The 26,095-nt window shown below is 63.1% G+C and carries 22 protein-coding genes and 2 pseudogenes; 13 read left to right on the plus strand and 11 right to left on the minus strand.

Features of this window, described 5'->3' with window-relative positions:
* Positions 1 to 18 precede the first annotated feature (18 nt).
* Entirely contained in the window at positions 19 to 582 is a 564-nt protein-coding gene (locus tag NHF48_RS10725) for a type 1 glutamine amidotransferase domain-containing protein (RefSeq protein WP_253071096.1), read from the minus strand.
* 182 nt (positions 583 to 764) lie between these two features.
* Between NHF48_RS10725 and NHF48_RS10730 the strand changes: the two are divergent.
* Together NHF48_RS10730 and NHF48_RS10735 are read left to right on the plus strand one after the other, a co-directional pair.
* Positions 765 to 1,720, plus strand: a pseudogene (locus NHF48_RS10730) (DNA topoisomerase IB).
* A gap of 11 nt (positions 1,721 to 1,731) precedes the next feature.
* A complete protein-coding gene (locus tag NHF48_RS10735) occupies positions 1,732 to 2,907 on the plus strand; it encodes a mechanosensitive ion channel family protein (RefSeq protein ID WP_253071097.1) in 1,176 nt (391 codons plus the stop codon).
* A 345-nt stretch (positions 2,908 to 3,252) separates the two neighbouring features.
* Here the strand turns inward: NHF48_RS10735 and putA are convergent.
* Positions 3,253 to 6,338: pseudogene (gene putA, locus NHF48_RS10740) on the minus strand (bifunctional proline dehydrogenase/L-glutamate gamma-semialdehyde dehydrogenase PutA).
* A 157-nt stretch (positions 6,339 to 6,495) separates the two neighbouring features.
* Here putA and NHF48_RS10745 point away from each other — a divergent pair.
* The 3 genes from NHF48_RS10745 (at position 6,496) to NHF48_RS10755 (ending at position 8,563) form a co-directional block, all read left to right on the plus strand.
* Positions 6,496 to 6,930, plus strand: coding sequence for a MaoC family dehydratase (locus tag NHF48_RS10745; RefSeq protein WP_253072399.1), 435 nt, complete (start codon positions 6,496 to 6,498; stop codon positions 6,928 to 6,930).
* 131 nt (positions 6,931 to 7,061) lie between these two features.
* Entirely contained in the window at positions 7,062 to 8,240 is a 1,179-nt protein-coding gene (locus NHF48_RS10750; RefSeq protein WP_253071098.1) for an acetyl-CoA C-acyltransferase, read from the plus strand.
* A gap of 149 nt (positions 8,241 to 8,389) precedes the next feature.
* Positions 8,390 to 8,563, plus strand: a complete 174-nt coding sequence (locus NHF48_RS10755) for an AraC family transcriptional regulator N-terminal domain-containing protein (protein WP_253071099.1) — start codon at positions 8,390 to 8,392, stop codon at positions 8,561 to 8,563.
* 448 nt (positions 8,564 to 9,011) lie between these two features.
* Here the strand turns inward: NHF48_RS10755 and NHF48_RS10760 are convergent, their stop codons facing one another.
* Complete coding sequence (locus tag NHF48_RS10760; protein WP_342454743.1) at positions 9,012 to 9,323, minus strand: ArsR/SmtB family transcription factor; 312 nt, start codon at positions 9,321 to 9,323, stop codon at positions 9,012 to 9,014.
* Between the two features lie 130 nt (positions 9,324 to 9,453).
* On the opposite strand from NHF48_RS10760, the gene NHF48_RS10765 reads away from it, so the two are divergent.
* The gene (locus NHF48_RS10765; protein ID WP_253071101.1) at positions 9,454 to 10,188 is read left to right on the plus strand and encodes an SDR family oxidoreductase; all 735 of its coding nucleotides are present in this window, start codon (positions 9,454 to 9,456) and stop codon (positions 10,186 to 10,188) included.
* Between the two features lie 341 nt (positions 10,189 to 10,529).
* On the opposite strand, the gene NHF48_RS10770 is transcribed toward NHF48_RS10765, so the two are convergent.
* The 8 genes from NHF48_RS10770 to NHF48_RS10805 all read right to left on the minus strand — a co-directional run bounded on the left by NHF48_RS10770 (position 10,530) and on the right by NHF48_RS10805 (position 18,060).
* Complete coding sequence (locus NHF48_RS10770; RefSeq protein ID WP_253071102.1) at positions 10,530 to 11,915, minus strand: carbohydrate porin; 1,386 nt, start codon at positions 11,913 to 11,915, stop codon at positions 10,530 to 10,532.
* Positions 11,916 to 11,932: 17 nt separating this feature from the next.
* The gene (locus NHF48_RS10775) at positions 11,933 to 13,006 is read right to left on the minus strand and encodes a phosphotransferase (RefSeq protein ID WP_253071103.1); all 1,074 of its coding nucleotides are present in this window, start codon (positions 13,004 to 13,006) and stop codon (positions 11,933 to 11,935) included.
* Positions 13,007 to 13,121: 115 nt separating this feature from the next.
* Positions 13,122 to 13,895 (minus strand): SDR family NAD(P)-dependent oxidoreductase, encoded by a 774-nt coding sequence (locus NHF48_RS10780; RefSeq protein ID WP_253071104.1) that lies wholly within the window; start codon positions 13,893 to 13,895, stop codon positions 13,122 to 13,124.
* Entirely contained in the window at positions 13,892 to 15,388 is a 1,497-nt protein-coding gene (locus NHF48_RS10785; protein ID WP_253071105.1) for a class I adenylate-forming enzyme family protein, read from the minus strand. Before NHF48_RS10785 ends, NHF48_RS10780 begins: the two co-directional genes overlap by 4 nt.
* Positions 15,381 to 16,175: an SDR family NAD(P)-dependent oxidoreductase gene (locus tag NHF48_RS10790; RefSeq protein WP_253071106.1), complete on the minus strand. Its 795-nt coding sequence runs from the start codon at positions 16,173 to 16,175 to the stop codon at positions 15,381 to 15,383. Before NHF48_RS10790 ends, NHF48_RS10785 begins: the two co-directional genes overlap by 8 nt.
* Entirely contained in the window at positions 16,168 to 16,512 is a 345-nt protein-coding gene (locus tag NHF48_RS10795) for an EthD family reductase (protein WP_253072400.1), read from the minus strand. The genes NHF48_RS10790 and NHF48_RS10795 overlap by 8 nt, the downstream gene beginning before the upstream one ends.
* Positions 16,513 to 16,528: 16 nt before the next feature.
* The gene (locus NHF48_RS10800; protein WP_056485440.1) at positions 16,529 to 17,326 is read right to left on the minus strand and encodes an enoyl-CoA hydratase/isomerase family protein; all 798 of its coding nucleotides are present in this window, start codon (positions 17,324 to 17,326) and stop codon (positions 16,529 to 16,531) included.
* Positions 17,327 to 17,367: 41 nt separating this feature from the next.
* Positions 17,368 to 18,060 carry a carboxymuconolactone decarboxylase family protein gene (locus NHF48_RS10805; RefSeq protein ID WP_253071107.1) on the minus strand — a complete coding sequence of 231 codons (693 nt, stop codon included), beginning with the start codon at positions 18,058 to 18,060 and terminating at the stop codon, positions 17,368 to 17,370.
* Positions 18,061 to 18,396: 336 nt separating this feature from the next.
* On the opposite strand from NHF48_RS10805, the gene NHF48_RS10810 reads away from it, so the two are divergent.
* The 7 genes from NHF48_RS10810 (at position 18,397) to NHF48_RS10840 (ending at position 26,091) form a co-directional block, all read left to right on the plus strand.
* Complete coding sequence (locus NHF48_RS10810) at positions 18,397 to 19,635, plus strand: acyl-CoA dehydrogenase family protein (protein ID WP_253071108.1); 1,239 nt, start codon at positions 18,397 to 18,399, stop codon at positions 19,633 to 19,635.
* The gene (locus tag NHF48_RS10815; protein ID WP_253071109.1) at positions 19,632 to 20,708 is read left to right on the plus strand and encodes a phosphotransferase family protein; all 1,077 of its coding nucleotides are present in this window, start codon (positions 19,632 to 19,634) and stop codon (positions 20,706 to 20,708) included. Before NHF48_RS10810 ends, NHF48_RS10815 begins: the two co-directional genes overlap by 4 nt.
* A 400-nt stretch (positions 20,709 to 21,108) precedes the next feature.
* Complete coding sequence (locus NHF48_RS10820; protein ID WP_263817032.1) at positions 21,109 to 22,812, plus strand: TonB-dependent receptor; 1,704 nt, start codon at positions 21,109 to 21,111, stop codon at positions 22,810 to 22,812.
* A gap of 49 nt (positions 22,813 to 22,861) precedes the next feature.
* The gene (locus NHF48_RS10825; protein ID WP_342454630.1) at positions 22,862 to 23,194 is read left to right on the plus strand and encodes a hypothetical protein; all 333 of its coding nucleotides are present in this window, start codon (positions 22,862 to 22,864) and stop codon (positions 23,192 to 23,194) included.
* Positions 23,184 to 24,458, plus strand: coding sequence for a spinster family MFS transporter (locus NHF48_RS10830; protein ID WP_263816839.1), 1,275 nt, complete (start codon positions 23,184 to 23,186; stop codon positions 24,456 to 24,458). The genes NHF48_RS10825 and NHF48_RS10830 overlap by 11 nt, the downstream gene beginning before the upstream one ends.
* Positions 24,455 to 25,345: an SDR family NAD(P)-dependent oxidoreductase gene (locus NHF48_RS10835; protein WP_253071112.1), complete on the plus strand. Its 891-nt coding sequence runs from the start codon at positions 24,455 to 24,457 to the stop codon at positions 25,343 to 25,345. The genes NHF48_RS10830 and NHF48_RS10835 overlap by 4 nt, the downstream gene beginning before the upstream one ends.
* On the plus strand, positions 25,342 to 26,091 hold the full coding sequence (locus NHF48_RS10840; RefSeq protein ID WP_253071113.1) for an SDR family NAD(P)-dependent oxidoreductase: 750 nt from the start codon (positions 25,342 to 25,344) through the stop codon (positions 26,089 to 26,091). The genes NHF48_RS10835 and NHF48_RS10840 overlap by 4 nt, the downstream gene beginning before the upstream one ends.
* The last annotated feature ends 4 nt before the right edge of the window (positions 26,092 to 26,095 follow it).

Raw genomic sequence — 26,095 nt, forward strand, 5'->3', positions numbered from 1 at the left:
AAGCGGGAGGGGAACAGGTCAATCCACCGGCTCGTCGGCCAGCTCTTCCTCAAGCGCGGCGATGATCGCCTTGTTGAACGCGGGGATATCGTCCGGCTTGCGGCTCGTGATCAGGTTGCCGTCGACCACGACCTCCTCGTCCACCACGTCCGCGCCCGCATTCTCCAAGTCCGTGCGGATCGACGGGAAGCTCGTCACGCGGCGACCGTCGATCACGTCCGCCTCGGCGAGCAGCCACGGGGCATGGCAGATCGCGGCGATGATCTTGCCGTCCTCCATGAACTCGGTGATGATCTCGATCGCGCGCTCCTGCAGGCGCATCGTGTCCGGGTTGGCGACGCCACCCGGCAGCACCAGCGCATCGTAATCGTCGGTATCGACTTCGTCGAGCGTCAGGTCGGGCGTCGCCGTCTCGGCCTTGTTGATGTCGCCCTTCATACCCTGAATCGGGTCGGTCTTGATCGACGCGAGCGTCACCTTCGCGCCCGCCGCCTCCAGCGCCTTGCGCGGTTCGAACAGTTCGACGGTCTCGAAACCATCGGCAGCGAGCATCAATACGCGAGCTTGGGAAAGATCGGCCATGTCATGTCTCCAGTGAAATCCCGTGCCCCCTCAACCAAGCGCAGCCCGCCTCGTTCCGGAACGATGCGCCTTCCCGAACATTTGCAGAGATAGTCAGAATCAGACGCCCCCAAGGGACCACCGCATTGCCCACCAAGATCGTGTATTCCGACGACTCCAAGCCCGGCATCACCCGCAAGAAGATGCGGAACGGCTGGGGCTATTGGGATGCGAAGGGCGAACGCATCACCGACCGCGACGAGATCGACCGGCTCAACGCGGTCGGCCTGCCCCCGCCTACCGCGACGCCTGGTTCTGCCCCAAGCCCAACGGTCATATCCAGGCGGTCGGCTGGGACGAGAAGGGGCGCAAACAATACCGGTATCACTTGGGTTTCCGCGAAGCGCAGGAGGCCGCCAAGTACGAGCGTTGCGCCGACTTTGGCCACGCCCTCCCCAAGATCCGCAAGGCGGTCGAGGCCGACCTCCGCAAGCGCTCGCTGACCCGCGAACGCGCGGTCGCCGCGGTCATCCGCCTACTCGACGGCGGCCATATCCGCATCGGCAATGAAGCCTATGCCGAGGCGAACGAGAGCTTCGGCGCCACCACGCTGCGCAAGCGCCACGGCGAAGTGAAGGGCTCGACGCTGAAACTCCAGTACAAGGGCAAGTCCGGCAAGATGCGGACACTCAAGATTACCGACCGCTCGCTCAGCAGCTTCGTCAAGAAATGCCAGGACCTCGACGAACAGCATCTGTTCGCGTGGCTCGACGATGCCGGCGTCGCGCACCCGGTCACTTCGACCGACGTCAACTGCTACATCCGCGACGTTACCGGCACCGATTTCACCGCCAAGAATTTTCGGACCTGGGCTGCCAGCGTCGCCGCGTTCGAGGCACTCGCGTCGGCCGAGCGGGACCTCAGCCTCAAGACGATGCTCGAACCTGTCGTCGCCCGGCTCGGCAATACGCACGCGATCGCGCGAAAAAGCTACGTCCACCCGTCGCTGATCGCGCTCGTGAAGACCGGGCAATCGACCTTCCGCAAGGCGCTCCGCCTCCCCCGCGCCAAGCGCTACATGAGCCGCGAGGAATGTGGCCTGATCGCCTTTCTCGAAGCCGGCACGCCCGCTGTTGCGACACTGGCAAAAGCGGCCTGACGAGTATTCCCATGACCAATTCCACTGCCGCCGCCAAGCAACCGATCTTCGACGCGGGCGACGTCGGCGACCAGGCCCAGGGCTTCGTCACCGCAAGCTTTGCGTGGGTGCAAGCCTATTGGCTCCAGATCCTGATCGCGTTCGGAATCGGTGCGGTGATCGTCGTCGCGCTCCACACCGCGCGCCGCTTCGGCAGCAAGCTCTGCGAGCGCCCGCGTGCGCTGAACGGCTGGGGCATCGTCGTCGGCAAGGCGATCGCCCGCACCGGCAATTTCTTCATCGTCATGCTCGCCGCCAAGCTGGTCGCCGGCTATTCCGCCGCCCCCGGCGAAGTCGCGACGACGATCAACTTCCTCTTCACCGTCGCTGCGGTGTTCCAAGCGGCCGTCTGGGTCCGCGAGATCATCCTCGGCGCGATCGAGCACCGCACGCAGTCCGAACATTATTCGGGCGAAGCGCTGCTCTCCGCGATGGGCCTGATCCGCCTGCTCGTCACGTTCGTCGTCTTTGCCGTCGCGCTGGTGGTGGTGCTCGACAATCTCGGCGTCAACGTCACCGGCCTCGTCGCGGGTCTGGGCGTCGGCGGCATCGCGATCGGTCTGGCGGCACAAGGCATCTTCGCCGACCTGTTCGCCGCGCTCGCGATCATTTTCGACCGTCCGTTCCGCCGCGGCGACTCGATCAGCTACGATACAGCTTCGGGCAGCGTCGAGGCGATCGGCCTCAAATCCACGCGTATCCGCGGCATCGACGGCGAGGAGCGCGTGATCTCGAACAAGAACCTCCTCAACAAGGAGATCCTCAACAACACGCAACGCAACCACCGCCGCGCGAAGTTCGTCATCGGCGTCACCTATTCGACGCCCCCGGAGGTCTGCTCGCGCATCCCTGCGATGCTGAAGGAGATCGTCGAAGCCAACGACAAGATCTTCACGCGGGCAGGCTTTACAGGCTTCGGCGCGTCGAGCCTCGATTTCGAGGTCCAGTTCGACAGCAAGGGGCCGGATTACGCGAGCTTCTATGACGGCCGGACGGCGGTGGGGATTGCGATCCTGAAGCGGTTCAACGACGAGAAGATCGAGATCGCCTTCCCGACCCAGGTGAATATGTTGGCCGCACCTGACGGCTCGGTGGTGATGCCGTATCCCGAAGGGCGACGGACGGAGGCGGAAGCAACGCCCGCCTGATTATCTACCCGGCCGCTCGACGCCCTTCGCCTTCGCCTTCGCCTTCGGATATGCATGCGCCGGTTAGGGTAGCCCCTACCCTACCTTGTTCCCCCGCGAAGGCGGGAGCCCAGTCTGGGTCCCCGCCTTCGCGGGGAAACAATGCTTGCTAGGGTAACGCGAAACCACAGCTACTAAGACAAGCTGGACGTGAAGAACTCGCCGCGACGCCCCAACACCACCCCCGCGAAGGCCGGGGCTCAATTGGCAAGGTCGCAGTAACGAAGCGCAACGGTTGTCAGCACCGTTTCCCCATTGGACCCCGGCCTCCGCCGGGGTGGTGCTCTATGATGTCGGGGACTCGCCTTATAAAACGAACGAAGGCTGAGTTCGGTCGGGCGGCAACCAAATCCCACCCTCATCCAACGACAGCAAAGTCGCATTCCCGCCCGCACTCGTCGTATCCACAGAAACAGCCCGCTCAGCACAGAACCGATACAGATACCGCGGCCCACCAGCCTTCGGCCCAGTCCCCGACAACCCCTCGCCGCCAAAAGGCTGAGACCCCACGACCGCCCCGATCATCGACCGGTTGATATACAGATTCCCCACCGCAGCCTCGGCCTCGATCACCTCGGCCGCCCGCGCGATACGGCTGTGCAGCCCCATCGTCAGCCCATACCCCTTCGCGTTGACCCGAGCGATCGTCTCGCTCAGCTTCCCCGCCTCCCACGTCGCGACGTGCAGGATCGGCCCGAACCACTCCTGGTTCAAATCCTCGATCGCGCCGATCCGCACCAGAGTCGGCGGCACGAACAGCCCATCCGCCGGCGCGTCGAGCGTCTTGACGATCTTCGTCTTCACGCTCTCGCGATACGCCATCAGCCGGTCATACGCGGCCTGGTCGATCACCGGCCCGACATCGGTCGCGGGATCGCCCGAGCGCCCGATCCGCAGCGTCTCCATCGCCCCCGACAGCATCTCGACCACGCCGTCGGCGATATCCTCCTGCACCAGCAGCAAGCGCAACGCCGAGCAACGCTGTCCCGCAGACCGGAACGACGACGCGATAACGTCCGCCACCACCTGCTCCGGCAGCGCGGTAGAATCGACGATCATCGCGTTGATCCCGCCGGTCTCCGCGATCAACGGCACGATCGGCCGCGTCTCGTCGTCGAGCAACGACCGCGCGATCTTCCGCGACGTCGCGGTCGACCCGGTGAACGCGACACCCTGGATCCGCACGTCCGCGGTCAGCGCTGCGCCGACCTCCGGCCCGCCGGTCACGAGCACCAGCGCATCGACCGGCACGCCAGCCTCATGCGCAAGCTCAACCGCACGCGCCGCAATCCGCGGCGTCTGCGGTGCAGGCTTGGCGACCACGGTGTTGCCGGTGACGAGCGCCGCCACCGTCTGACCAAGGAAGATCGCCAGCGGGAAGTTCCACGGCGCGATCGTCGCCCAGACACCGCGACCCTCGATATGCAGCGTGTTCCGCTCGCCCGTCGGCCCCGGCAGTTCGATCGGATGCAGGTTCAGCCGCGCCTGCTGCGCATAATAGCGACAGAAGTCCGCCGCCTCGCGCACCTCGCCGATCGCGTCGCCAATCGTCTTGAACGCCTCCTGCACACAGATCGCCATCAGCTCGTCGCGATGCTTCTCGAGCAGGTCGGCTAGGCGTTCGAGGCAAGCGGCGCGATCGTCGACCGGCGTGGTGGACCAACCCGGAAACGCCGCATGTGCACGCGTAATGGCGGCCGCAACGGCACCCCCGCCAAGCCCATCTGTACCCCCCGGCGAAGGCCAGGGTCCAATTGGGAAGTCTGTCGTGACGACGCGCCGTCCTCAGCCAATCCACCGCCCCCAATTGGGCCCCGGCCTTCGCCGGGGTGGAGGTTAGGCGACAACGGCGCATTAACGGCAGCAACCGTCGCCTCCAGCGTCCCGACATCACTCAAATCCAACCCAGCAGAATTCCGGTGCCCCCGAGCCCCGAACAAATCCACCGGCAACGGAATGCTAGGATGCCGCTTCCCCCCCACCGCAGCGATCTTCGCCACAGGATCCGCCAGAATCTCCGCCTCGGTCAGCCGCTCGTCCGCCAACTGATGCACGAAACTGGAATTCGCCCCATTCTCCAGCAACCGCCGAACCAGATACGCCAGCAGGTCGCGGTGTCCGCCAACCGGCGCATACACCCGGCAATGATAGCCGTTCTCCTGCACCAGCCGCTCGTACAGCCCGTCGCCCATACCGTGCAGCCGCTGAAACTCGAAATCGCGCGAGTTGCCAGCCCACTCCATGATCGTCGCGACCGTCAGCGCATTGTGGCTCGCGAACGCCGGCCGGATATTCTCCGCGGCCAGCATGTCCTTCGCCACGGCCAGGTACGACACGTCGGTCGCCGCCTTGCGCGTGAACAGCGGGTAGTCCGCCAGCCCCTCGACCTGCGTCCGCTTGATCTCGCTATCCCAATACGCGCCCTTCACCAGCCGCACGTTCATCACGCGGTCCAGCCCGTTCGCCCATTCGATCACCGGCCGCGCGCGCTTGCCATACGCCTGCACCGCCATGCCGAACCCGTCCCAGCCCTTCAGCGACGGCAAACCCGCGACCGCGCCGATGATGTCCAGGCTCATCTCAAGCCGTTCGGATTCCTCCGCGTCGACGGTCAGCGCGATGCCCTTCGACGCCGCCTGCACCGCCAGCGCCTCCAGCATTTCGGTCAGCGCGGGCACGCACTCGCTCCACCGCGCCACCTCGTACCGTGGATGCAGCGCCGACAGCTTGACCGAGATCGAGTGCCCGGCCGCCGGATCGCGCCCGACCGCATCGACCGCACCGACATACGCCTGGAAGTATCGCTGCGCGTCGGTATGCGTCCGCGCCGCCTCGCCGAGCATGTCGAAGCTCGCCGTGAAGCCCTTGTTCTCCGGCCGGCGCATCCGCTTCATCGCCTCGTCGATGGTACGACCCATCACGAAGATCTCGCCCATCATCTTCATCGCCGCGCCGACCGCCTGCCGCACGAACGGCTCGCCTGCGCGGCTGATCAGGCGACGCAGCGGCCCGGTCGATCCCTCGCCGACCAGCACGCGGCCGACCACCAGACCCCAGGTCGCCGAATTGACCAGCTTCGAGTTCGACTTGCCCGCATGCGCGCGCCAGTCGGCATCGCCCAATTTGTCCGCGATCAGCAGATCCGCCGTTTCCGGATCGGGCACGCGCAGGAACGCCTCCGCCAACGACAGCAGCGCGACGCCTTCCGACGAATTCAGCCGATATTCCTGGAGGAACTGGTTCACCCAGCCCTTGCTTTGCGCCGCCCGCAGGTCCGCGAGCAGTCCCAGCGCGTGCCCCATCACCCGCTCGCGCGAATCCGAATCGAGCGCGGCGCGGTCCAGCAACGGTTTTAGAACATCGGGTTCGCTCGCGCGGTACAGCTTCGCCATGATATCACGGGCATTGGACGTTACGGCAGTCGACATTTTCCAGCTTCCGGTTGGGTGAGGCTTGCGATCCGCTTGCCTGTACGCCTAGAGACATTTCAGCGCTTAGCGCCAAATGAGCTTTGAGGGGAATGCCGTGGCGACGATCACCACCGCGCAGATGCAGCAGCGCATCGGCACCGAGACGGTCTCCGACTGGGTCGAGGTCACGCAAGAAATGATCGACAAGTTCGCCGACGCGACCGGCGACCACCAGTTCATCCACATCGATCCGGTCCGCGCGGCACAGACTCCGTTCGGCGGCACGATCGCACACGGCTTCCTGACGCTATCGCTGATGCCGCTGCTATCGTCGAAGGTCCCCGACGCGCCGACCATCGAGGGCGCGAAGATGGGCGTCAACTACGGCGGCAACTCGGTCCGCTTCCTGACGCCCGTCCGCTCGGGCTCGAAGGTACGCGGCCGTTTCAAGCTGCTCTCGTTCGACGAAAAGCGCCCCGGCCAGTGGCAGCAGACCAATTCGTTCTCCGTCGAGATCGAAGGCCAGGAAAAGCCCGCCCTGATCGCCGAATGGATCAGCCAGGTCTTCGTTTGAAACCAATTCCCCTCCCGCTTGCGGGAGGGGTCAGGGAGGGTCCGAGATAGCCGCGATTGCGCCGGCTGCTCTGGCCACCCCTCCCCAAACCCCCTCCCGCAAGCGGGAAGGCAGCAGATAAGGATAACATCATGCGTTCAGCCGTCATCGTCTCCACCGCCCGCACCCCCATCGGCCGCGCCTACCGCGGCGGCTTCAACAACACCCCCGCCCCGACTTTGGCGTCGCATTCGATCAAGGCCGCGGTCGAGCGCGCCGGCATCGACGGCGCCGAAGTTGACGATGTAGTCTTCGGCTGCGCCCTCCAGCAAGGTCACCAGGCCGGCAACATCGCCCGCACGTCGTTGCTCCGCGCCGGCCTCCCCGTCACCGTCTCGGGCATGTCGGTCGATCGCCAGTGCGCCTCCGGCCTGATGGCGATCGCCACCGCCGCCAAGCAGATCATCACCGACAACATGGACATCACGATCGGCGGCGGCGTCGAGAGCATCAGCCTCGTCCAGACCCCGCAGATGCGCGTCGCCCCCGATCCCCAGCTGATCGCGATGCACAAGGACGTCTACATGCCGATGCTGCAGACCGCCGAGGTCGTCGCCAAGCGCTACGGTATCAGTCGCGACGCGATGGACGCCTACGCGCTCCAGTCGCAGCAGCGCACGGCCGCCGCGCAGGCCGCCGGCTATTTCGATGCGGAGATCGTGCCCGTCGATGCCAACATGGCCATCGTCAACAAGGAAACGAAGGAAGTCACGTACAAGGATGTGACGATCACCAAGGACGAGGGCAACCGCGCCGACACCACACTGGAAGGGCTCCAGTCGCTCAAGCCAGTCATGGGTCCCGACTTCACGATCACCGCGGGCAACGCATCACAGCTATCGGACGGCTCGTCGTCGTCGGTGTTGATGGAAGAGAAGATCGCCTCGCAGCGCGGTCTCCAGCCGCTCGGTCGCTATGTCGGCATGGCGGTCGGCGGCACCGAGCCCGACGAGATGGGCATCGGCCCGGTCGTGGCGATCCCCAAGCTACTCAAGCGCTTCGGCCTCAAGATGGACGATATCGGCCTGTGGGAACTGAACGAGGCGTTTGCGGTGCAGGTCCTGTATTGCCGTGACCATCTCGGCATCCCCGACGAGCTGCTCAACGTCAGCGGCGGCGCGATCTCGATCGGCCACCCCTACGGCATGACCGGCGCCCGCGCGACTGGCCATGCGTTGATCGAAGGCAAGCGTCGCGGCGCGAAGTATGTCGTGGTCACGATGTGCGTCGGCGGCGGCATGGGCGCAGCCGGATTGTTCGAGGTGCTGTAAATTCGAAATGCAGCGCCGGTGTAGCCCACGTACTACACCGGCGCTGTCCCCATCGTCTTGCCTATATGGTCCCCGGCCGTGTTAGCAGCTCCGTTCAATATTCTGGAACCGCACGCAGTCGGGTCCCTACAACGCATTACGAAACTAAAATGCCGCCCAGCCCTTCTGTTACTGAACTGCTCGACGCCTGGCTACGCCTGCTGCGGCTACTCGACGCGCCGCAGGACATCACGGTATTGGCGCCGCTTTGCGAGCGTAAATCCTTTGCTGCCTATTTCAGGGCCAGCAAGGAGCATCGTCCGCCAGATCGCGCGTGCGGATAGCCGCCTTTCGCAGGTACGCCCCGCAATTACGCTACTCCATGAGCAGTTCGACCAGCCTTTACGCGTCGAAGCGTTGACCGATGAGGCAGGCATGAGTTCGGCTTCGCTACACCGGCATTTTCGAACGGCAACGACGATGAGCCGCTATAGTATCAGAAGAGCTTGTGATTGCAGGAGGCTCGTCGACTAATCCTCAGCGGCCGCGACGTTGCCGCGGCCGGCTATGCCGTCGGGTACGAAAGCGTATCGCGATTCAGTCACGAGTATGCCCGGCTCTTTGGCTCCACCATCCTCTCGCGATACCAAGAGCGCCAAGGCCACAGACCAAGTCAGCGAGGTTTTCGCGGAACGAGGCAACCCGGCCCAATTCCGGACACTCGGACTGCCTTGCGGCACCGCCAGCTTCGGTCCCGATACGGCGCCGGATCTGTCTGCGTCGCGGTATGCGTCAGGCAATGCTGTTGGCGAGCACCACGTCGAGCAGGCCCGGGAAACGCCGGTCGAAATCGGAGCGTCGCAGCGTGTTGATCATCTCGCGCCCAGCCTGCGTCGTCTCGATCAGCCCGGCGGCGCGAAGCAGCTTCAGGTGATTGGACAGCGTGCTCTTGGGGATCGACTCGCACGGTGCCGCGTCGGTACAGCTCAGGCGCTCGGTCGCGGCCAACCGTGCCACCATTGCCAGCCGATTGGGATCGGCCAGCGCGTGGAGAGCGAGATCGAGCGGAACGTCCTCAAGACGGGGATGCGTGAAACGGGGCATCGAGCTCATATAATGGAGCGGCTCCTCTTTAATAGTTCGGATATGTTGAACTGTGGAATCGTAAGCTTATGTTCCGTCTTGCCGACAGCACACGACGGCGTGATCGCGGGCCACATTTCGGAGAGTTGGTATGTCACTTCAGGGCAAAAAAGCGCTCGTCACCGGTGGATCACGCGGCATCGGCGCAGCAATCGCCAAGCGACTGGCTGCCGACGGTGCGGCCGTCGCGATCACCTACGCCGGCAACAAGGCTGCCGCCGACGCTACCGTGGCGGCAATCGAGAGTGCCGGCGGCACTGCCTTCGCATTCCAGGCAGACGCTGCCGACCCTGCATCGCAGCGCGCGGGCGTCGAGCAGGCCGCCGCCGCGCTCGGCGCGATCGACATCCTGGTCCACAATGCCGGCGTGGCGGAATTCTCTGCCGTCGCCGACGATACGGACGAGACCTTCGATCGCCAGTTCGACGTCAACGTGAAGGGCCTCCACGTTGGCACGCGCGCGGCGCTGTCGCACCTGAACGATGGTGGGCGGATCATCCTGATAGGCAGCGTCTCGGGCGAGCTCGCCTTCCCGGCGACTGCGGTCTACAGCGCGACCAAGGCGGCCGTTGCAGCGTTGGCACGAGGCTGGGCGAAAGATCTCGCATCGCGCAATATTCTGGTGAACACGGTGCAGCCCGGCCCGATCGACACAGACATGAACCCCGCCAACGGCGAGTTCGCGCAGCAGATGATCGGATTCATTCCGCTTGGCCGCTACGGCAAGGTCGAGGAAATCGCGGGTGCGGTCTCGTTCCTCGCCGGTCCCGATGCGAGCTATATTACGGGTACCACGCTCAACATCGACGGAGGCGCGGCTGCCTAACGCTACCGGTCAGCCCCTCCGATAGATTGGAGGGGCTGATCGCGCTTGGGCGAGGGTGCGATCGAAGGGAGCACGGCTGGGCTGGAGTATCTCAAGCTGATCGCATCACCCGGGCTTGGCGTATCCTTCGTCTTGGTGCCAAATATGCTGTTTCGACACTTTCGAACTCGAGGAAAATCTGTGCGGAAATAGCGTGATGAGCGACTAGCCGGCCATGACATCGGCCCCTTGCGAATGGCAAGTGGACGTTGGCGAACACCCCTTGGACGGTCCAGATTGCTCCAGGAAATTGATGGGCATCTTGGCGATATGCAATCGCCCTTGCAGCGCTGGTGGAGGACTTAGAACAGCGTGATCAGGCTTAGGTAGCCGTTCAATGCTGGCCCGAACCTTGGGCTGAAGATCGGATGCACCGTTACTCCCAAGCCCGGCTGGATATAGATCCCCGCCGCAGCGCGATAGGCGTAGCTGGCCGTGGCAGCCGAGGTACCTTTGTAGAATGATTGGTTTGTCGGGACGCGAGCGAGCAGTCCCTCCGGACTATATACGTTATACGTTGTTACCAACGATGCCAGATCGAACGGACGACTTTTGATGAGACCGACGCCATAGACTCGGCCTTCGTAATATTGAGTGAAGAAGTTCTGTTCGGGTGGTGCGTAGTTGAATGTCGCTCCGGCATAGATTCCGCGAAAGGGTTTCGCCGGATCGGTCTGCGTCAGCTGTCGATCGGCAGCGACGAAAACGGCCCAATTATCTTTTTGCGCACCATCAGAAAAGCGAGTGTAGCGCGTCGAATTATGAATGCCGCCGAACCGTACCCAGGCAGATTTCGTTCCGGGCGCCGATGCCCGAATGAAACCGATTTCGTCGATCAATAATACGCCAGTCCCTGGAGGGGAGAATCGGAAACCTCCTGGGTTTACAGCGTTTTCCGCTGTCGCGCCCCCTGGTGGCAAGCTGCGCTGAATACCGAATTTGTTATAGAAGCCGGTCTTGGATCGTACCCGGACGTTGATACCGGGCGCGGCGAACCCGCCATAACTCAAACCCAGTTGGAACGGGATCGTCGCCTGCGGTCCGAGGTTTCCGGTTGCCAGATTCCCGCCGACGTTGATCCCAAGGAATTCTTGCGTGTTGTCGATGTAGCCCGCTTTGAAGTCCAACACCCCGGCGATCACATCCTGATAATAGTGGAGGCGACCGATCCGGATTTTCTTCGGACCGTTCACTGCTGGAAAGCTGTTGTCGACGATGCTCAATGTCGTCGCGATCTGCCCGCCCTTGAGGCCGATACGGCCGAGATCGTAAGTCGCGGTGAGGCTGGCCGTGGTATTGGTTCGTGTTATTCGCTGACCGTTATAAAGCTGTGGTCCACGATAGCCGCGATCGTTCTGCAAGAAGTCATACTGGAAATTGGCCGTATTGATCGGCGAAATGCCGATGCCGATATCGGCGAGCGCATCACGAACGCCTAGATGATCGGCGAGGATCGTATCGGCGACCTTGGGATACGAGATCGCCCAGCCCTTCAGACTAAGATCGTCGAACCGCCTGAAACGATCGGGCGTGGGCAAAACACTGTCGTCTGGCAGCGCGCTCGTCGTGGCAGGCTGTGTCGTCTGTTCGGTGGGAACCGGCCGCGCAGGCACCTGAGCAAGAGCCGCGGGCGGCGCTGACAACGCCAATAGCGCTGCAACGCAGCGGAATGCGGTAGGATCGGACATACGCAACTCTCCAAATATCAGCGACGCGTCGCGCGCTCCGCCTGCGCCCAGGCCAGCGCCATCAATTCGGGCAGCACCGCGACGCGCTGGCGTGCCTCGGCTGACGCCGCCGTACCGTTCAGCACGCGGCCTTTTATTCCGTGGAAGATCGCGGCGAGGCGGAAGAAGTTGAACGCGATGTAGAAGTCGTATCCGGGCATCGAAGCCAAGCCACGCCGGGCACAATAGGCTTGCAGATACGCTTGTTCGGACGGGATCCGGAGCGACGCCGGATCCACGCCACCAAGCCCGGCGACGATATGTGCCGGCATCCGGTACATCATGGCATGATAGGCGAAGTCCGCTCCCGGATGCCCGAGGGTCGACAATTCCCAGTCGAGTACGGCCAATATCCGGGGTTCGCTGGGATGAAAGATCAGATTGTCGCAGCGGAAGTCGCCATGCACGATGGATGACGCATCGTCGTCGAGGGGAATGTTCGCCGGCAGCCATTCGACGAGCCGGTCCATATACGGATCCCGCCCTGCGGCATCGTCGGACAGATACTGGCTCGACCAACGCGCGATCTGACGTTCGAAGTAATTGCCGGGCCTACCATAGTCCGCGAGCCCGATCGCGTCTGGATCGATCCCGTGAAGCTGCGCCATCGTCGCATTCATCGCATCGAAATACGCAGCCCGCTCCTCGGCAGGTACGTCAGGGAAGGTCGCGTCCCAGACGACGCGCCCTTCGACCATGTCCATGACGTAGAACATCGTGCCGATCACCGTGTCGTCCACCGACAGTCCGTAAACGTGCGCCACCGGAAAGCCGGCACGCTCGAGTGCGATCAGCACCCTAGCTTCGCGGTCGACGGCATGAGCGCCCTTCAGCAACGGCCCGGGCGGCTTGCGACGCAGGACGTAACGTCGCTTCGGCGTGGCCAGATGGTAAGTCGGATTGGATTGCCCACCGCGAAACTGCGTGACGATCAGCGGCCCCTGATAGTCCGCAACATGCGCGCGCATCCACGTGTCCAACGCGCCTTCGTCAAGCTCGAAACCCGGGCGTACTGGCGTGGTCCCCAGATTGGCATCGGAGACCCGCGTCATGACGTGCTCGACCCCCAACTTGCGGCGCCGCGGTAGCCGTTCACCGGGAAAACCAGCGTCAGTTCGGCGGTGCGACACGCGGTATGGCACTGACCAACCCTGGTATGCCAAACCCTCAAAGCGTCTGTCCGTCGTCGATCGTCATCACCGAACCGGTCAGGTTCCGGCTTGCATCGGACGAGAAATACAGGATCATCGCGTCAAGCGCGTCGCTGTCCATAACGCGCTTTCGTGGAAAGGACGCGAGCAGCCCCTGCCCCGCCGGCTGATCCCAAAGCGTCTCGTTCATTTCGGTGGAGATGTAGCCGGGGCAAAGCACGTTGACGTTGATGCCCTTGCGCGCCCAGTCCTTCGCCAGCGATCGCCCCATCTGGGCGACGGCAGCCTTTGTCGCACTGTACGGCGCAATGCCCGCCCCCGGCTGATGCGCGGTGATCGACGATATTATCGTGATGCGACCATGTTCGCTGTCCTGCGATCCGGCTGCCACCATGCGCCGCGCACCTTCGCGTGCCGTCAGGAACACACCGCGCAGATTGACCGCGACGATCCGGTCGAAGGCGTCGGCCTCCAGCCCGAGAGAACTGCCTGCGACGTTCAGTCCGGCGTTGGCAATGACCGTATCGACCGGGCCGAAGCGTGCTGCGGCTTCGTCATAGGCCGCGATGATCGAGGCCTCGTCGGTGACATCCATCGCCAGCGGCAGCGCTTCGCCGCCATTGTCCGCTATCTCCTGCGCAAGCGTGTCGAGCAGTTCGGCACGCCGCGCGCCGATCACCACTTTCGCACCGCTCGCCGCCAATATGTTCGCAAACCGACGCCCCAGTCCCGAGGATGCCCCTGTGACCAGCGCGACACGGCCGGTCAGATCGAACGAAAATCCAGTCACGCCGACACCAGTGCCGCAACCGCACGCGCGGCCATGGCCTTCTTATCGAGCTTTCCGGTGGCGCCGATCGCCATCTCATCGACCAAGACCAGATGTTCCGGCCATTTCTTGCGCGACATTCCTTCGCGTTGGAGATGCGCGATCATCTCGTCGAAACTGATCGGCGACGCCCCATCGCGTATCCGGCACACTGCGCAAGCCTGCTCGCCAAGCTTGCGTTCCGGAACGCCGACCACTGCCACTTCGGCGAGGGCCGGGTGGCGCAGCAGTGCGGCTTCGATCTCGGCGGGGTCGATGTTCAGACCGCCGCGGATGATCTGGTCCTTAATACGACCCACCACCCGGACATAGCCCTCATCGTCGCGGACGATCTCGTCGCCGGTCAGGTAATAGCCGTCGGGCGTCATGCGCTCCTGTCCGGCTCCCAGATCCTCGGCATAGCCCAGGAACAGCGACGGTCCGCGCACGCCCGCCTGTCCACGCTCACCGCGTGGCAGCGATCGACCGTCCGTATCGAAGGCTTCCTCGAGCGTTCCCGGGAAGGGTCGCCCATCGGTCGATTGACGCCGCACCAGCGTGTCTGTCGGCACGGTTGAACAATGTCCCATGCATTCCGACATGCCGAACATACGCAGCGCCTTCAGGCCCAACAGAGTATCGGCATCGGCGATCAATTCAGGCGTCATCGCGCTGCCGCCAACGGCCACGGCGCGTAACGGCAATCGCCCCGACCACGCGCCTGTCTTCGCCGCCTCCACCATCGTATACAGGTGCGTCGGCACCATGATCGCCCAGCCGCAGTCATGAACGGTCGCACGTCGCATCGCTGCCACGGGGTCCCATGGATCGATCAGCACGAGGGGGTGGCCAAGCGACAGGGCGAAATGCGCGGTGAACGTGAAGCCCGGCGCGCTGTCGAGCGGTACGATCCCCAGGATCGAGTCTCCTGGCTTCAGGCCGGCATTGGCAGCGCAGGCACGCGTCGCGTAGTTCAACGCCGTCGACCCGTGCATCACGCCCTTGGGCACGCCTGTAGTACCGGACGTGAACCCGATCAGCGCGGCGTCGCGGTTGCGAAAATCGTTGGAGCGGACTATCGAAGGAGCGGGATCGATACGGATCGCGTCGTCGGCATCCACGAAGATGTGCGCGGCATGGCCGAGCCGGGTCTCTAGCATCGTCCGGTCGGCGTCGGACAATTTTGGCGAATAGGGGCAGAAGATCGCCTCGCACGCCGATACGGCGAGCGCCACAACCAAGGTGCTCGCACGCTTGTGCCCGGCGACCAGCACGCGCGATCCTGCGCCGACACCCGCTGCACGCAGACGGACCTGCAGGGCTTCCGCCTCGACGCGAAGCTTGCCCCGGGTCCATCGTCGATCATCGCAATCGACCAGAGCCGTCGCGGCTGGATCTTCGTCGGCCCTCGCCACGAACTGAGGCCACAGCCGGTCGTCGGACCAGACAAGTCCATCCGCGCTCAGGTCAGCCAAGGGATTGCCCTCCGTCCACGAGGAAAGTCTGGCCGGTAATGAAACTGCCGGCCTGGGAGGCAAGCAGGGCCAGCGTACCGGAGACTTCGTCGGGGCGCCCGAAGCGCCCCATCAGGATGCGTGCCCGGGTCTTGTCCTGAATCGTGGGGTCAAGCGTCTCGGTCATGCCGGTCTCGATCGATCCGGGCGCGATCGCGTTCACGCGTATGCCGTGTTCAGCCCATTGCGCAGCCAGATCACTCGTCAGATGGACGATAGCCGCCTTGCTCGTCGTGTACGGCACGACCTGGCCATCCGCAGGGCGGTAGGAGATGAAGGCGCCGACCGAGGCGATGTTGACGATGGCGCCACCGCCATGCGCGATCATGTGACGTGCCGCGTGGCGGCACGCGAGGAACGTGCCGGTGACGTTCACCTCCATGACCTTGCGCCAGCCCTTGAGCGGAATGTCCTGTGGGAGCCCCCACCACGAGGCACCGGCATTGTTGACGAGGATATCGAGACCGCCAAGTCGCGCGATCGTCTCGGTCACGGCGGCTTCGACGGAGTCCTCATCCGAGATATCGCAGGACAGTCCGATCGCCTGCGTGCCAAAGCGCTCGGTGATCGTGTTGGCCAACGCAACACATTCGTCGCCGTTGCGGGAGGCGAGTGCTACGGCGCAGCCCAGATCCGCCAAGGTCGCGGCCATCGCCTCTGCCAGTGCGCCGCGTCCGCCCGTGATGAGCGCACGCTGGCCGTCCAGTCGAAAGCCTTGCGCCATAAAGCCAGGAGAGAGTTCACCCATCTCCATACTCCTTCGACTGAACCTGCGCTTCCAGCAGATCGACTTCCTCGGTGATCAGGATAATCCTCCGGCCGCCCATCCCGCGGGTCTGGGCAGTCGCCGCCTTCCATTCTGGAGAGGCGAAGGCGACGTCGAGCGCGGCCTGATCAGCGAAGGTCAGCACGGCGTGCCCGTCCCATCCCGGCGTTTCGGGACTGTCATAGTCCTTCGTCACGACGCCGTGGCGATACGCGACGAGACCAGGCAGCACCCGAGCGGCATCGGCATGGGGCCCGCGCCACCACTCGGTGAATCGCACCTGCGTCCAGTCGTCGGGACGGCTTGCGAGCACGACCATGCTGACCTTCGTCACCTTAGTTGCCCGTCCAGACCGGCTTGCGCTTCTCGAGGAATGCGGCGACGCCTTCCTTCGCATCGGCGGAATGGTGGACGACGTTACACGTCATCGTCTCAAGCGTGATGAGCGTGTTCGTGTCGGCGTCCATGCCGCGGTTCAGCGCCATCTTGGTCATCCACATGCAGAACGGGCTCTTGTCGATCAACGGCGCGCAGAAGTCCGCGATCAAAGCATCGAACTTGTCGGCGGGAGCAGACGCGTTGCACAGGTTCCACTCGACCGTCTCGTCGCCGGTCAGCAGCTTGCCGGTCAGCATCAGCTCCTTGGACTTGCGCATGCCGATGTAGCGCGGCAGGCGATAAATCGGCCCGGCACCGCCGAACAGCGCGCGGCGGATATGGAAATCGCCGATCTTCGCTTCCGATGCAGCCAGTGCGAAATCGCACGAGATCATCAGTTCGAAGCCACCAGCGACGGCATAGCCTTCGACTGCGGCGATGGTCGGCTTCGACATGTTGTAGATCTTGTCGTAGGTCCGCGCCGAGTCGATCGCGAGCTGTAGTGAAACCGTGCTTTCGTGCAGCACCGGACCGACCAGCTGATCCAGATCTGCGCCAGAGCAGAACGTGTTGCCGCGTCCGCGAAACACCACGGCCAACGCCTTCTTGTCGGCAGCGGCGCGATCGACCGCGACCTCGAGTTCGCGCAGTAGCTGTGGGCTGACGCAGTTCCGCTTGTGAGGCCGGTTCAGCCAGATCGTGCAGATACCATTATCCGCCAGTTCATACTGGATGACGTCTTTTTCGAGTTCCATGTCGCTCTCCGTTTTTAGTGATGGATATATTTGTAGAAAGTTCAGTCCGCTGCCGGTTCCAGCAGCGCGCCAACGGCCATCCAGGCGGCAACCCCAGCTGCAGGGATCGCGCAGAGCACCGCCTCGGCAATTTCCTCGTCGCTGGCGCCCGCCCGGCGGGCACCGCGAACATGCGTTGCCGCCATCGGGCTATACCCGGCCGCGAGGATCGCCAGCAGCAGCAGTTCGCCATGTTTGGGCGACAGCGGGTTCGCGTCGATACTGCCCCGACGCATGAGATAATATGCGTCCGCTGCCCGCGGCACGAGCCGCAGCAACTGGGCGAGTGGCGGCGGAATCGTTCCGAAATACGCCTCGAAATTGGCGACCGCTTCGCCAGGCGCAGCGTCGGGTAGCTGCTGTGGTTTCGGCAACTCGCCCAACGCCATGGCGCTGGTCACCAGTTGGGCGAATTCCAACGCCGCACCTTCACCGCGCAGGCTGCTCAAGACGATGATTCCGGCGGTTGCCTCCGTCACGGTGAGACCCAGACCCACGCCACGAACAAGTTCGCGGCGAGCAAGATCGGGATAGCGCCGATCGATCGCCGTGACCGCGACGAACAACGCCTTCAACCGCGCCGGAACGGCTCCGTCTCGATCGATGACGTCGCGAAAGGCCGCGTACCCAGCCAGCGTGTAAGGGGCGTGAGACCGCAGCAATACCGCGTCTTCCAGCCCGTTCGACGAACTCATCAGCACTATCCTCTCTTGCCGCCAATTGTGTCGACCGTCCGGTCGGGCGTCAATCTATTTTGTTGGTTGGTTCTTCGGTGGTCACGATTACTACGCTGCCAAACCAATACTCCAACGTCAGTATCTAGGCATCGTCCGACCGGACGGTCGCCTGTCTAAATGGTCAATGGATTTCCCGAATCGATCTCTACCGAACCCGGCGATTTGGCGCGTCCATGTTCCGTCCCAGGCGCCACAAGACCGGTTGACAGCCGACCGGTCGGTCGAATAGCTGTGACAAGACACGACCGACCGGTCGATTGAGTAATGATTTAGCTGTTAGGCAGGGGTAGCCGCATGAATTTCGAGCATTCGGATCGATCGCGGGCCTGGATGGGCCGTGTCCGCGCCTTCATGGACGAGCATATTATTCCTGCCGTTCCGGTTTATCACGAGCAAGCCGCGAAACTGGATCGTTGGAAAGATATTCCGTCAGTATTCGAAGAGCTTAAAGACAAAGCCCGCGACGAAGGATTGTGGAATTTCTTTATGCCCCCGTCGGAGCATGACGATGAGTTCTTCACCAGTCCCGGGCTGACGAACCTCGATTATGCCCCGATCGCCGAACTGATGGGTCGCGTGTCGTTCGCGAGCGAAGTCTTCAATTGCATGGCGCCCGACACCGGCAATTTCGAGGTCCTTCACCGGTATGGTACGCCTGCACAAAAGGCGCGTTTCATGGTGCCGCTGCGTGACGGGATCACGCGGTCTGCGTTCCTGATGACCGAACCCGCCGTCGCCTCGTCCGACGCGCGCAACATACAGACCGCGATCCGCCGCGATGGCGATGAGTATGTCATCAACGGTCGTAAATGGTGGTCATCCGGTGCGGGCCATCCCAAGTGCGACTTCTTCATCCTCATGGGCAAGACCGATCCCGACGCGCCGGCCTATAAACAGCAGTCGATGATCCTGGTGCCGCGCGACACGCCGGGCGTGACTCTGCTGCGCCACCTGCCGGTATTCGGTTACGATCACGCGCCGCACGGCCATTTCGAGGTATTGCTCGAGGACGTTCGCGTGCCCGTCGACAACATGTTGCTCGGCGAGGGACGCGGCTTCGAAATCGCGCAGGGCCGCCTCGGGCCCGGCCGAATCCATCATACCATGCGCAACATCGCGACGATGGAAGTCGCGCTTGAAAAGATGTGCCGGCGACTGCTGACCCGCCATACGTTCGGCAAGGCGATTGCCGAACATTCGGTGTGGGAAGAGCGGATCGCGCGCGCGCGTTGCGAGATCGAGATGACGCGCCTCCTATGCCTGAAGGCGGCCGACATGATGGACACCGTGGGCAACAAGGCCGCCCGCGCGGAGATCGCGATGATCAAGATCGCCGCGCCCCGCAAGGCGCAGCAAATCGTCGACGATGCCATCCAGGCGCATGGCGGTGGAGGCGTTAGTGACGATTTCGGATTGGCCGAGTTGTGGGCGAACACCCGCATCGTCCGTCTGACCGACGGCCCCGACGAAGTGCACGAGCGTCAGCTCGCACGCATGGAATTCGACAAGTACCGTGGGGAGTTGGCGGCATGAGTGCTCCCGCTGCAACGATCGGGCAGACCGAGGCAGTCGTGCCCGGCTCTCAGTTCGACGAGGCGACGCTGGAGCGTTACCTCGTTGGGGCGGTACCTGGATTTTCAGGTCCGATGGCCGTCGATCAGTTTCAAGGTGGTCAGTCCAATCCGACCTTTCTGTTGACGACTCCGGATGCCAAATATGTATTGCGCCGGAAGCCGGCTGGCGTCCTGCTCGCGTCGGCGCATGCGGTGGATCGCGAATATCGCATCACGCGCGCGCTGTTCGAAGCGGGGCTGCCCGTTCCCGAACCGCTGGTGCTGTGCGAGGACCTCGATGTCATCGGCACGATGTTCTACGTCATGCGACATGTCCCCGGCCGCGGCTTCTGGGACCCCCGCATGCCGCAATTGTCCCCGGCCGAGCGCGCGGCGGTGTACGATTCCGCAAACGACACGCTCGCCCGACTTCATCGCGTGGATTATGCGGCGCTCGGTCTCGCCGACTATGGTCGCCCGGGAAATTATTTCGTCCGTCAAATCTCGCGCTGGACGCGCCAATACGAGGCGTCACGGACGGTCGATATACCAGAAATGGACTGGCTGGCCGAGTGGCTGCCAGGGGCCATTCCGCCTAGCGACGAACGCACGACCATCATCCACGGTGACTATTCGTTCCACAATCTTCTGATCCACCCGACCGAACCGCGCGTCGCGGCGGTGATCGACTGGGAACTGTCGACGTTGGGGGATCCGCTCGGGGACCTGACCTATCACATGATGGAGTGGTTTCGCCCCGAGGGGGTGGATGTGCGCGGAACGTTGCGCGGCGCCGACCTGACGGCCCTCGGCATCCCGACGCCCGAGGCTTATGCCCAGACGTACTGCGAACGCACCGGGTTCGACGTCGACCCCACGCATCCCTTCTACACCGCGTTTAACCTGTTCCGGGTTGCGGCCATCTTGCAGGGCATCGCCGGGCGCGCGCGAGACGGTGTGCAGACCGCCGCCAATGCAGGCGAAATCATCCAGCGGATCCGTCCCCTCGCCTTGGCCGCATGGCATTCAGCGCGCGAAGCCGGAGCAGGCTGACCTTCCTTTCGCGGCCCGAAACCTACCGTCGGGTCACAGCGACCATCTGACTACGGAGCGAAACAAGCGACCATCAGATCCGACAACAGATCGGACGATATAAAGGAGAGGATTATATGACGCGATCGATGATTCCGTTGGCGCTAGGTGTTTCGACGCTGGCCCTGCTTACTCCGATGACGGCCTATTCCCAAGCCGCCGGCACCACAACGCCAGCGGAACAGGAATCCGTTATTCCGACTACGCCAGCCCCCCGGCCGGCAGCGTGACGAACACGGTACCGACGCCGCAGGCAGCCGCAGCAACTGGCATCGCCGGCGACATCATCGTCACCGCGACGCGGCGTTCCGAACGTCTCCAGAATGTACCGATAGCCGTCAGCGCGCTGGGGGAAGAGCAAATTCAGGCTCGCAAGGTCGACAATTTCGCCGAGATCGTGAAGATCGCACCTGGCCCCACCTTCGTACCGGTCAAAGGTACATCGGTCGTTACGGTACAAATCCGAGGTCAGGGTACCATCAATGATTCACCCGGTCTGGAAAGTCCGGTCGGGGTGTATATCGACGACATATTCTACGGGACGCTCGCGTCGTTCGACGCCAATCTCTATGACGTATCCCAGGTGTCGATACTTCGCGGACCGCAAGGAACGACCTTCGGTCGCAATGCCGTCGGCGGCGCACTCGTCGTCACCAACAACATGGCGGAGATCGGCGTCAGCAGCGGCCGCGCGACGTTGACTGGGGTCACTTATAAAGGTGGTCGTGGCGGGTTGGAGGCTGACGGATTCATCAACGTACCGATATCGGAAACTCTCGCCGGACGTTTCGCTTACAGCGTGAAGTCGGTTGGCGGATATCAGCACAATTTGATCACCGACAACTACCTCGCGAATAACAAGGTATCTTCCTATCGGGCGTCTGTTCGCTGGCGGCCCAACGAGAAATGGAACATCGTCGCGAGCGGCTCCTACCTACGCCGCGTTGGGTCCGGCGATGGCCCTACCATCGTCGGCGACGGCGCCCTGGCAGCATCGGTACAAGAACGAACGAACGGCAATCTCCACAAAGTGCTTCTCGATGACGATGGGTTCACGCGGCGTACGATCGGCACCGCGTTGCTCAATGCGAGTTACGAGACCGCCATCGGACAGATCAGTTCGATCACGGGATACCGATATCTGAAGTCGAGGCTGGCGGAAGACGCCGATGGAGGCCCGAACCCCGTCAACTTTCCTTCACTCAACACGAACGACGAGTGGCAGGTAAGTCAGGAATTCCGGTTCACATCAGACCTTGGCGGCCCCTTCGATTTCGTCGCGGGCGCATATTTCGGCTATGAGGACTTGAACCACAAGATCACGTTCGGTTTCGACGGTCGCGATCCGAACCTCTTCTTCTCGGTCCTCAATGCGGGTCGATATACGCCAGGTCAGACGTTCGAGGGACAGATCGAGAATCGCAGCTTCGGACCGTATGCCGAGGGAAAATACAAGTTCACGGACAAATTGTCGCTGACCGCCGGCCTTCGTTTCAGCTACGAGCGCAAAACGGGCTACACGCAGCATATCGGATCGTCTCCGTTCCAGGGCGGTCCTTACTTCCAGCAACTGCCGGCCAATGACGATGCGGTCGACAGCTGGAAAGGTTGGACCCCGCGCGTCATCGCGGAGTATCACCCATTCCGTGGCAGCCTGTTTTACGCATCGGCGTCGCGCGGCTTTCAGGGTGGCGGCTGGTCGTTCAACGTCCGAACGCCGCTGGCTGCCGCTACACCGCTGCGCGCCCAAACGACATGGAGCTATGAGGTCGGCACGAAGACCGATCTCTTCAATCGTGCTCTCACCATCAATATCGCTGCCTTCCACGCCAACACGGCCAATCTCCAAGTGCGCTCTCAGGTGGACGGCGTGTTTCAAGACTCGAATGCAGGGAAGCTTCGGTCTCGCGGCGTCGAAGTCGAGGCAGTGTTACGTCCCACGTCCAACCTGTCGATCGGCGCCAATTATGCTTACACCGATGCTTTTTTACGCGAGTTTCGTCGGATGCACTGCAGCAGGTCTGAATTGCACCGGCAATCAGGCTCCATTCACGCCAGAGCATGATTTTACTGCCCTTCTCGATTATACTGCCGACCTTGCGAGCGGCGCTTCGGTGATTTTTCACTTCGATACGAAGTTTGCCAGCCCGTTCCAAGTTACCTCAACCGGACTTGGCCAGCCCGCAGTACGACTGACCGAGCGCAAGAATGTTGCCAATACTTCTTTGACTTTCAAACCGGCCGCCGCCGACTGGGATATCCGTGTCTGGGCGCGCAATCTGTTTGACAAACAATATGCCACCAACGGTCTCCAGTATAACTTCTATCATGTGTCGCGCGCCGAAGTGGCCGCTGCAGGTGGCTTGGGCAATCTTGACGTTGAACGGATCACCGTCGGCGCACCGCGGACGATCGGTGCGACCCTGACGATACGATATGGGAAATGATATGATGGGACAGGCCGCAGATACCCCGACGACGGCATCACGACGGATCGCATTGCTGGTGTTGATCGTGGTGTCGGTGTTCAACTATCTCGATCGGACGGTGATCTCGATCCTGCAGGTGCCGATCAAGCGCGACCTGTCCCTCAGCGATGCTCAGCTCGGCGCGTTGACCGGGCTGACCTTCGCCCTATTCTATTCCACGCTCGGCGTGCCGATCGCGCGGCTGGCCGATCGGTACAGTCGCAGGATCGTGATTGCCGGATCGTTGTTGTTGTGGAGCGCGATGACTGCGGTAAGCGGGTTCGCTGGCAGCTTCGCCATGCTTGTCTTCTTCCGCATCGGCGTGGCGCTGGGAGAGGCGGGGAGCATTCCCGCAAGCCATTCGATGATCGCCGACTATTATCCGCCGGAGCGCCGAGCGACGGCACTCGGCATCTGGGGGCTCGCACTGCCGATCGGGGTGATGCTGGGGTATCTGTCGGGCGGCTGGCTCGCCCAGGCGATCGACTGGCGGGCCGCATTGTGGATTATCGGAGGGATCGGCGTCGTGCTGGCACCGATCGTCCTTATGATGCTCCGGGAACCGGTTCGCGGGCGCTACGATGCCGGGCCCGCCCCCGACGCCATGCCGTGGCGCGACGGGCTGGCGCTGATGGCACGACGGCCGAGCCTGCTGCTGCTGTTCGCCGGTGGCGCGCTGAACAACGTCGTGCTCAGCGTCGCGCTCTACTGGAACGCGCCATTCTATACGCGGCTGCACGGCATGGCGCTTGGTGACGTCGCAACTGCGCTGTCGCTGATGACAGGCCTTGGCGGGGCGATCGGTATTTTCCTGGGAGGGTGGCTGACCGACCGTATCGGCGCCGACAAGCCTCATCTCCGGCCGGTATTGACCGGAATTGCGCTGATCGCGGTCACGCCTGCCGCACTCGTCCAGCTGTTGTCGACATCGACCACGGTATCGCTGATCGCGTGCGCGGTGACGGTCATGCTGCTGTTCTTTTACTATGCGCCGATCATCGCGATGACCCAGACGCTGGTGCCGGCATCGATGCGAGCATTCACGTCGTCGATCCTGCTGCTGTCGGTCAATCTCATCGGGCTCGGCCTTGGGCCATGGCTGACGGGCGTCCTGAGCGACGTCATCGGCATGGGCGACCAGTCGTTGCGTTATGCAATGGCGGCGATGTCCTTCGTCGGAATTTTCGCAGGGTCGTGCTTCCTGCTTGCCGCCCGCTATTACAAAAAGGATCTGGCAAAATGAGCGATTGGTCGAACGGCTGTGCTGTCATCACCGGGGGCGGCAGCGGGATCGGCGCTGCGCTTGCGCGCCACGCAGCGACATTGGGCATGAACGTCGTGCTCGCGGATATCGCGGTCGAAGAGGCGCAGGCCGTCGCCGACGAAATCGGCGCCGACCGTGCGATCGCGCTGCGCTGTGACGTGTCCTCCGAAGCGGACGTGACCGCGCTCGCCAATGCCGCGGAAGCCAGGTTCGGCCGTGTCGGCCTGCTCTGCAACAACGCGGGGATCGTGCCTGGTGGGCGTCATCGACGCGTGTGGGAATATACCGAAAACGACTGGCAATGGTCGCTCGGCGTCAATTTGGGGGGCGTATTGAACGGCATGCGCGTGTTCGTGCCCCGGCTATTGGCGGCGGAAGCGCCTGCGCATATCATGAACACGGCGTCGGTCGCCGGGCTGGTCAGCGGGTCGGGATCGGCCTGTTACGGTGCGGCGAAGCACGCCGTGGTTCGCGCGACCGAGGCCCTGTATGCTGGTTTGCAGGAAATGGACGCTCCGATCGGCGTTACGTTGCTCCTGCCCGGCCTGGTAGCGACGCGGATCTACGATGCCGAGCGGTCTCGTCCGCAAGCGTTGGCGGCGCCAGGCGGCCCACCCAGCGAGTCCGCCGCTCTGGAAGCGATGCGCGACGATCTCTATCGCGGCGCACTTACCGCCGAACAGACCGCCACGATCGCCTTCGACGCGATCCGACAGAATCGCTTCTACGCGACGACGACCGACGCGTTCGATGCCGCAATTCGCGCCCGTGCCGATGCGATCCTCTCCCGGACGAACCCCCATTTCGAGAGCATCGTCGACATGAGCCGCAAGGATGCCGGATTGGCCGTCACGTCGGCCGGATGAGCTTCGTCGGCCGCTCCGTACTGATCACCGGTGCGGCAATGGGCATCGGCCTCGCTACCGCGCGTCGTTTCCTCGAACGTGGCGCCGATGTCTGGCTCGCCGACCGAGACGAACGCGCGCTCGCGTCTGCGTGCGGTGATCTACCCCTTGCCCGCCGCGATCGCGCCATCGTGCTCGACGTCACGGACGAACATGACTGGGCGGACGCCGCCAGTCGCATCGCCACGGCCGGCGGGTTGGACGTCCTGATCAACAATGCCGGGCGAGGTCATTTCCGTATGCTCGCCGATACCAGCCTTGCCGAGTGGCGCGAGATCCGGGCGGTCAACGTCGACGCGCTGTTCTTGGGCACACGTACCATGCTTCCAATGCTTGCCGCGTCGGGATCCGGTGCGATCGTCAACGTCGCGTCGATCCGGGGCATGATCTCGGGGCCGGGATCGGGTTCGTATGGTGCGGCAAAAGGTGCGGCGCGCATGTTCGGCAAGGCTGCGGCGTTGGAATTCGCGGCGCCCCGCAACGGCGTGCGCGTCAACACGGTCAATCCCGGCCTGATCGACACCCCGCTATCGCGTGCGGTGTTCAACGATCCCACTGCGTCTGCCAGGCGATTGGCGGACATCTCGCTCGGTCGCGCCGGGACTGCGGAGGAAGTCGCGGACGCTATTGTCTTTCTCGCGAGCGACGAGGCCGCCTATATCACAGGTGCGGACGTGACGATCGATGGCGGCCAAACTGCGGGCTGACGCG

Origin of the sequence: Sphingomonas sp. H160509 (assembly GCF_024124765.2) — a bacterium.
Classification (GTDB): Bacteria; Pseudomonadota; Alphaproteobacteria; order Sphingomonadales; family Sphingomonadaceae; genus Sphingomonas.

Excerpts from the sequence above, each read along its gene's own strand:
- NHF48_RS10725 (WP_253071096.1), bottom strand. The coding sequence starts at position 582 with ATGGCCGATCTTTCCCAAGCTCGCGTATTGATGCTCGCTGCCGATGGT.
- NHF48_RS10835 (WP_253071112.1), top strand. The coding sequence starts at position 24,455 with ATGAGCGATTGGTCGAACGGCTGTGCTGTCATCACCGGGGGCGGCAGC.
- NHF48_RS10800 (WP_056485440.1), bottom strand. The coding sequence starts at position 17,326 with ATGGAACTCGAAAAAGACGTCATCCAGTATGAACTGGCGGATAATGGT.
- NHF48_RS10745 (WP_253072399.1), top strand. The coding sequence starts at position 6,496 with ATGCAGCAGCGCATCGGCACCGAGACGGTCTCCGACTGGGTCGAGGTC.
- NHF48_RS10750 (WP_253071098.1), top strand. The coding sequence starts at position 7,062 with ATGCGTTCAGCCGTCATCGTCTCCACCGCCCGCACCCCCATCGGCCGC.
- NHF48_RS10765 (WP_253071101.1), top strand. The coding sequence starts at position 9,454 with ATGTCACTTCAGGGCAAAAAAGCGCTCGTCACCGGTGGATCACGCGGC.
- NHF48_RS10735 (WP_253071097.1), top strand. The coding sequence starts at position 1,732 with ATGACCAATTCCACTGCCGCCGCCAAGCAACCGATCTTCGACGCGGGC.
- NHF48_RS10760 (WP_342454743.1), bottom strand. The coding sequence starts at position 9,323 with ATGCCCCGTTTCACGCATCCCCGTCTTGAGGACGTTCCGCTCGATCTC.
- NHF48_RS10775 (WP_253071103.1), bottom strand. The coding sequence starts at position 13,006 with ATGACGCGGGTCTCCGATGCCAATCTGGGGACCACGCCAGTACGCCCG.
- NHF48_RS10795 (WP_253072400.1), bottom strand. The coding sequence starts at position 16,512 with ATGGTCGTGCTCGCAAGCCGTCCCGACGACTGGACGCAGGTGCGATTC.
- NHF48_RS10810 (WP_253071108.1), top strand. The coding sequence starts at position 18,397 with ATGAATTTCGAGCATTCGGATCGATCGCGGGCCTGGATGGGCCGTGTC.
- NHF48_RS10790 (WP_253071106.1), bottom strand. The coding sequence starts at position 16,175 with ATGGGTGAACTCTCTCCTGGCTTTATGGCGCAAGGCTTTCGACTGGAC.
- NHF48_RS10755 (WP_253071099.1), top strand. The coding sequence starts at position 8,390 with ATGCCGCCCAGCCCTTCTGTTACTGAACTGCTCGACGCCTGGCTACGC.
- NHF48_RS10805 (WP_253071107.1), bottom strand. The coding sequence starts at position 18,060 with ATGAGTTCGTCGAACGGGCTGGAAGACGCGGTATTGCTGCGGTCTCAC.
- NHF48_RS10770 (WP_253071102.1), bottom strand. The coding sequence starts at position 11,915 with ATGTCCGATCCTACCGCATTCCGCTGCGTTGCAGCGCTATTGGCGTTG.
- NHF48_RS10830 (WP_263816839.1), top strand. The coding sequence starts at position 23,184 with ATGGGAAATGATATGATGGGACAGGCCGCAGATACCCCGACGACGGCA.
- NHF48_RS10815 (WP_253071109.1), top strand. The coding sequence starts at position 19,632 with ATGAGTGCTCCCGCTGCAACGATCGGGCAGACCGAGGCAGTCGTGCCC.
- NHF48_RS10840 (WP_253071113.1), top strand. The coding sequence starts at position 25,342 with ATGAGCTTCGTCGGCCGCTCCGTACTGATCACCGGTGCGGCAATGGGC.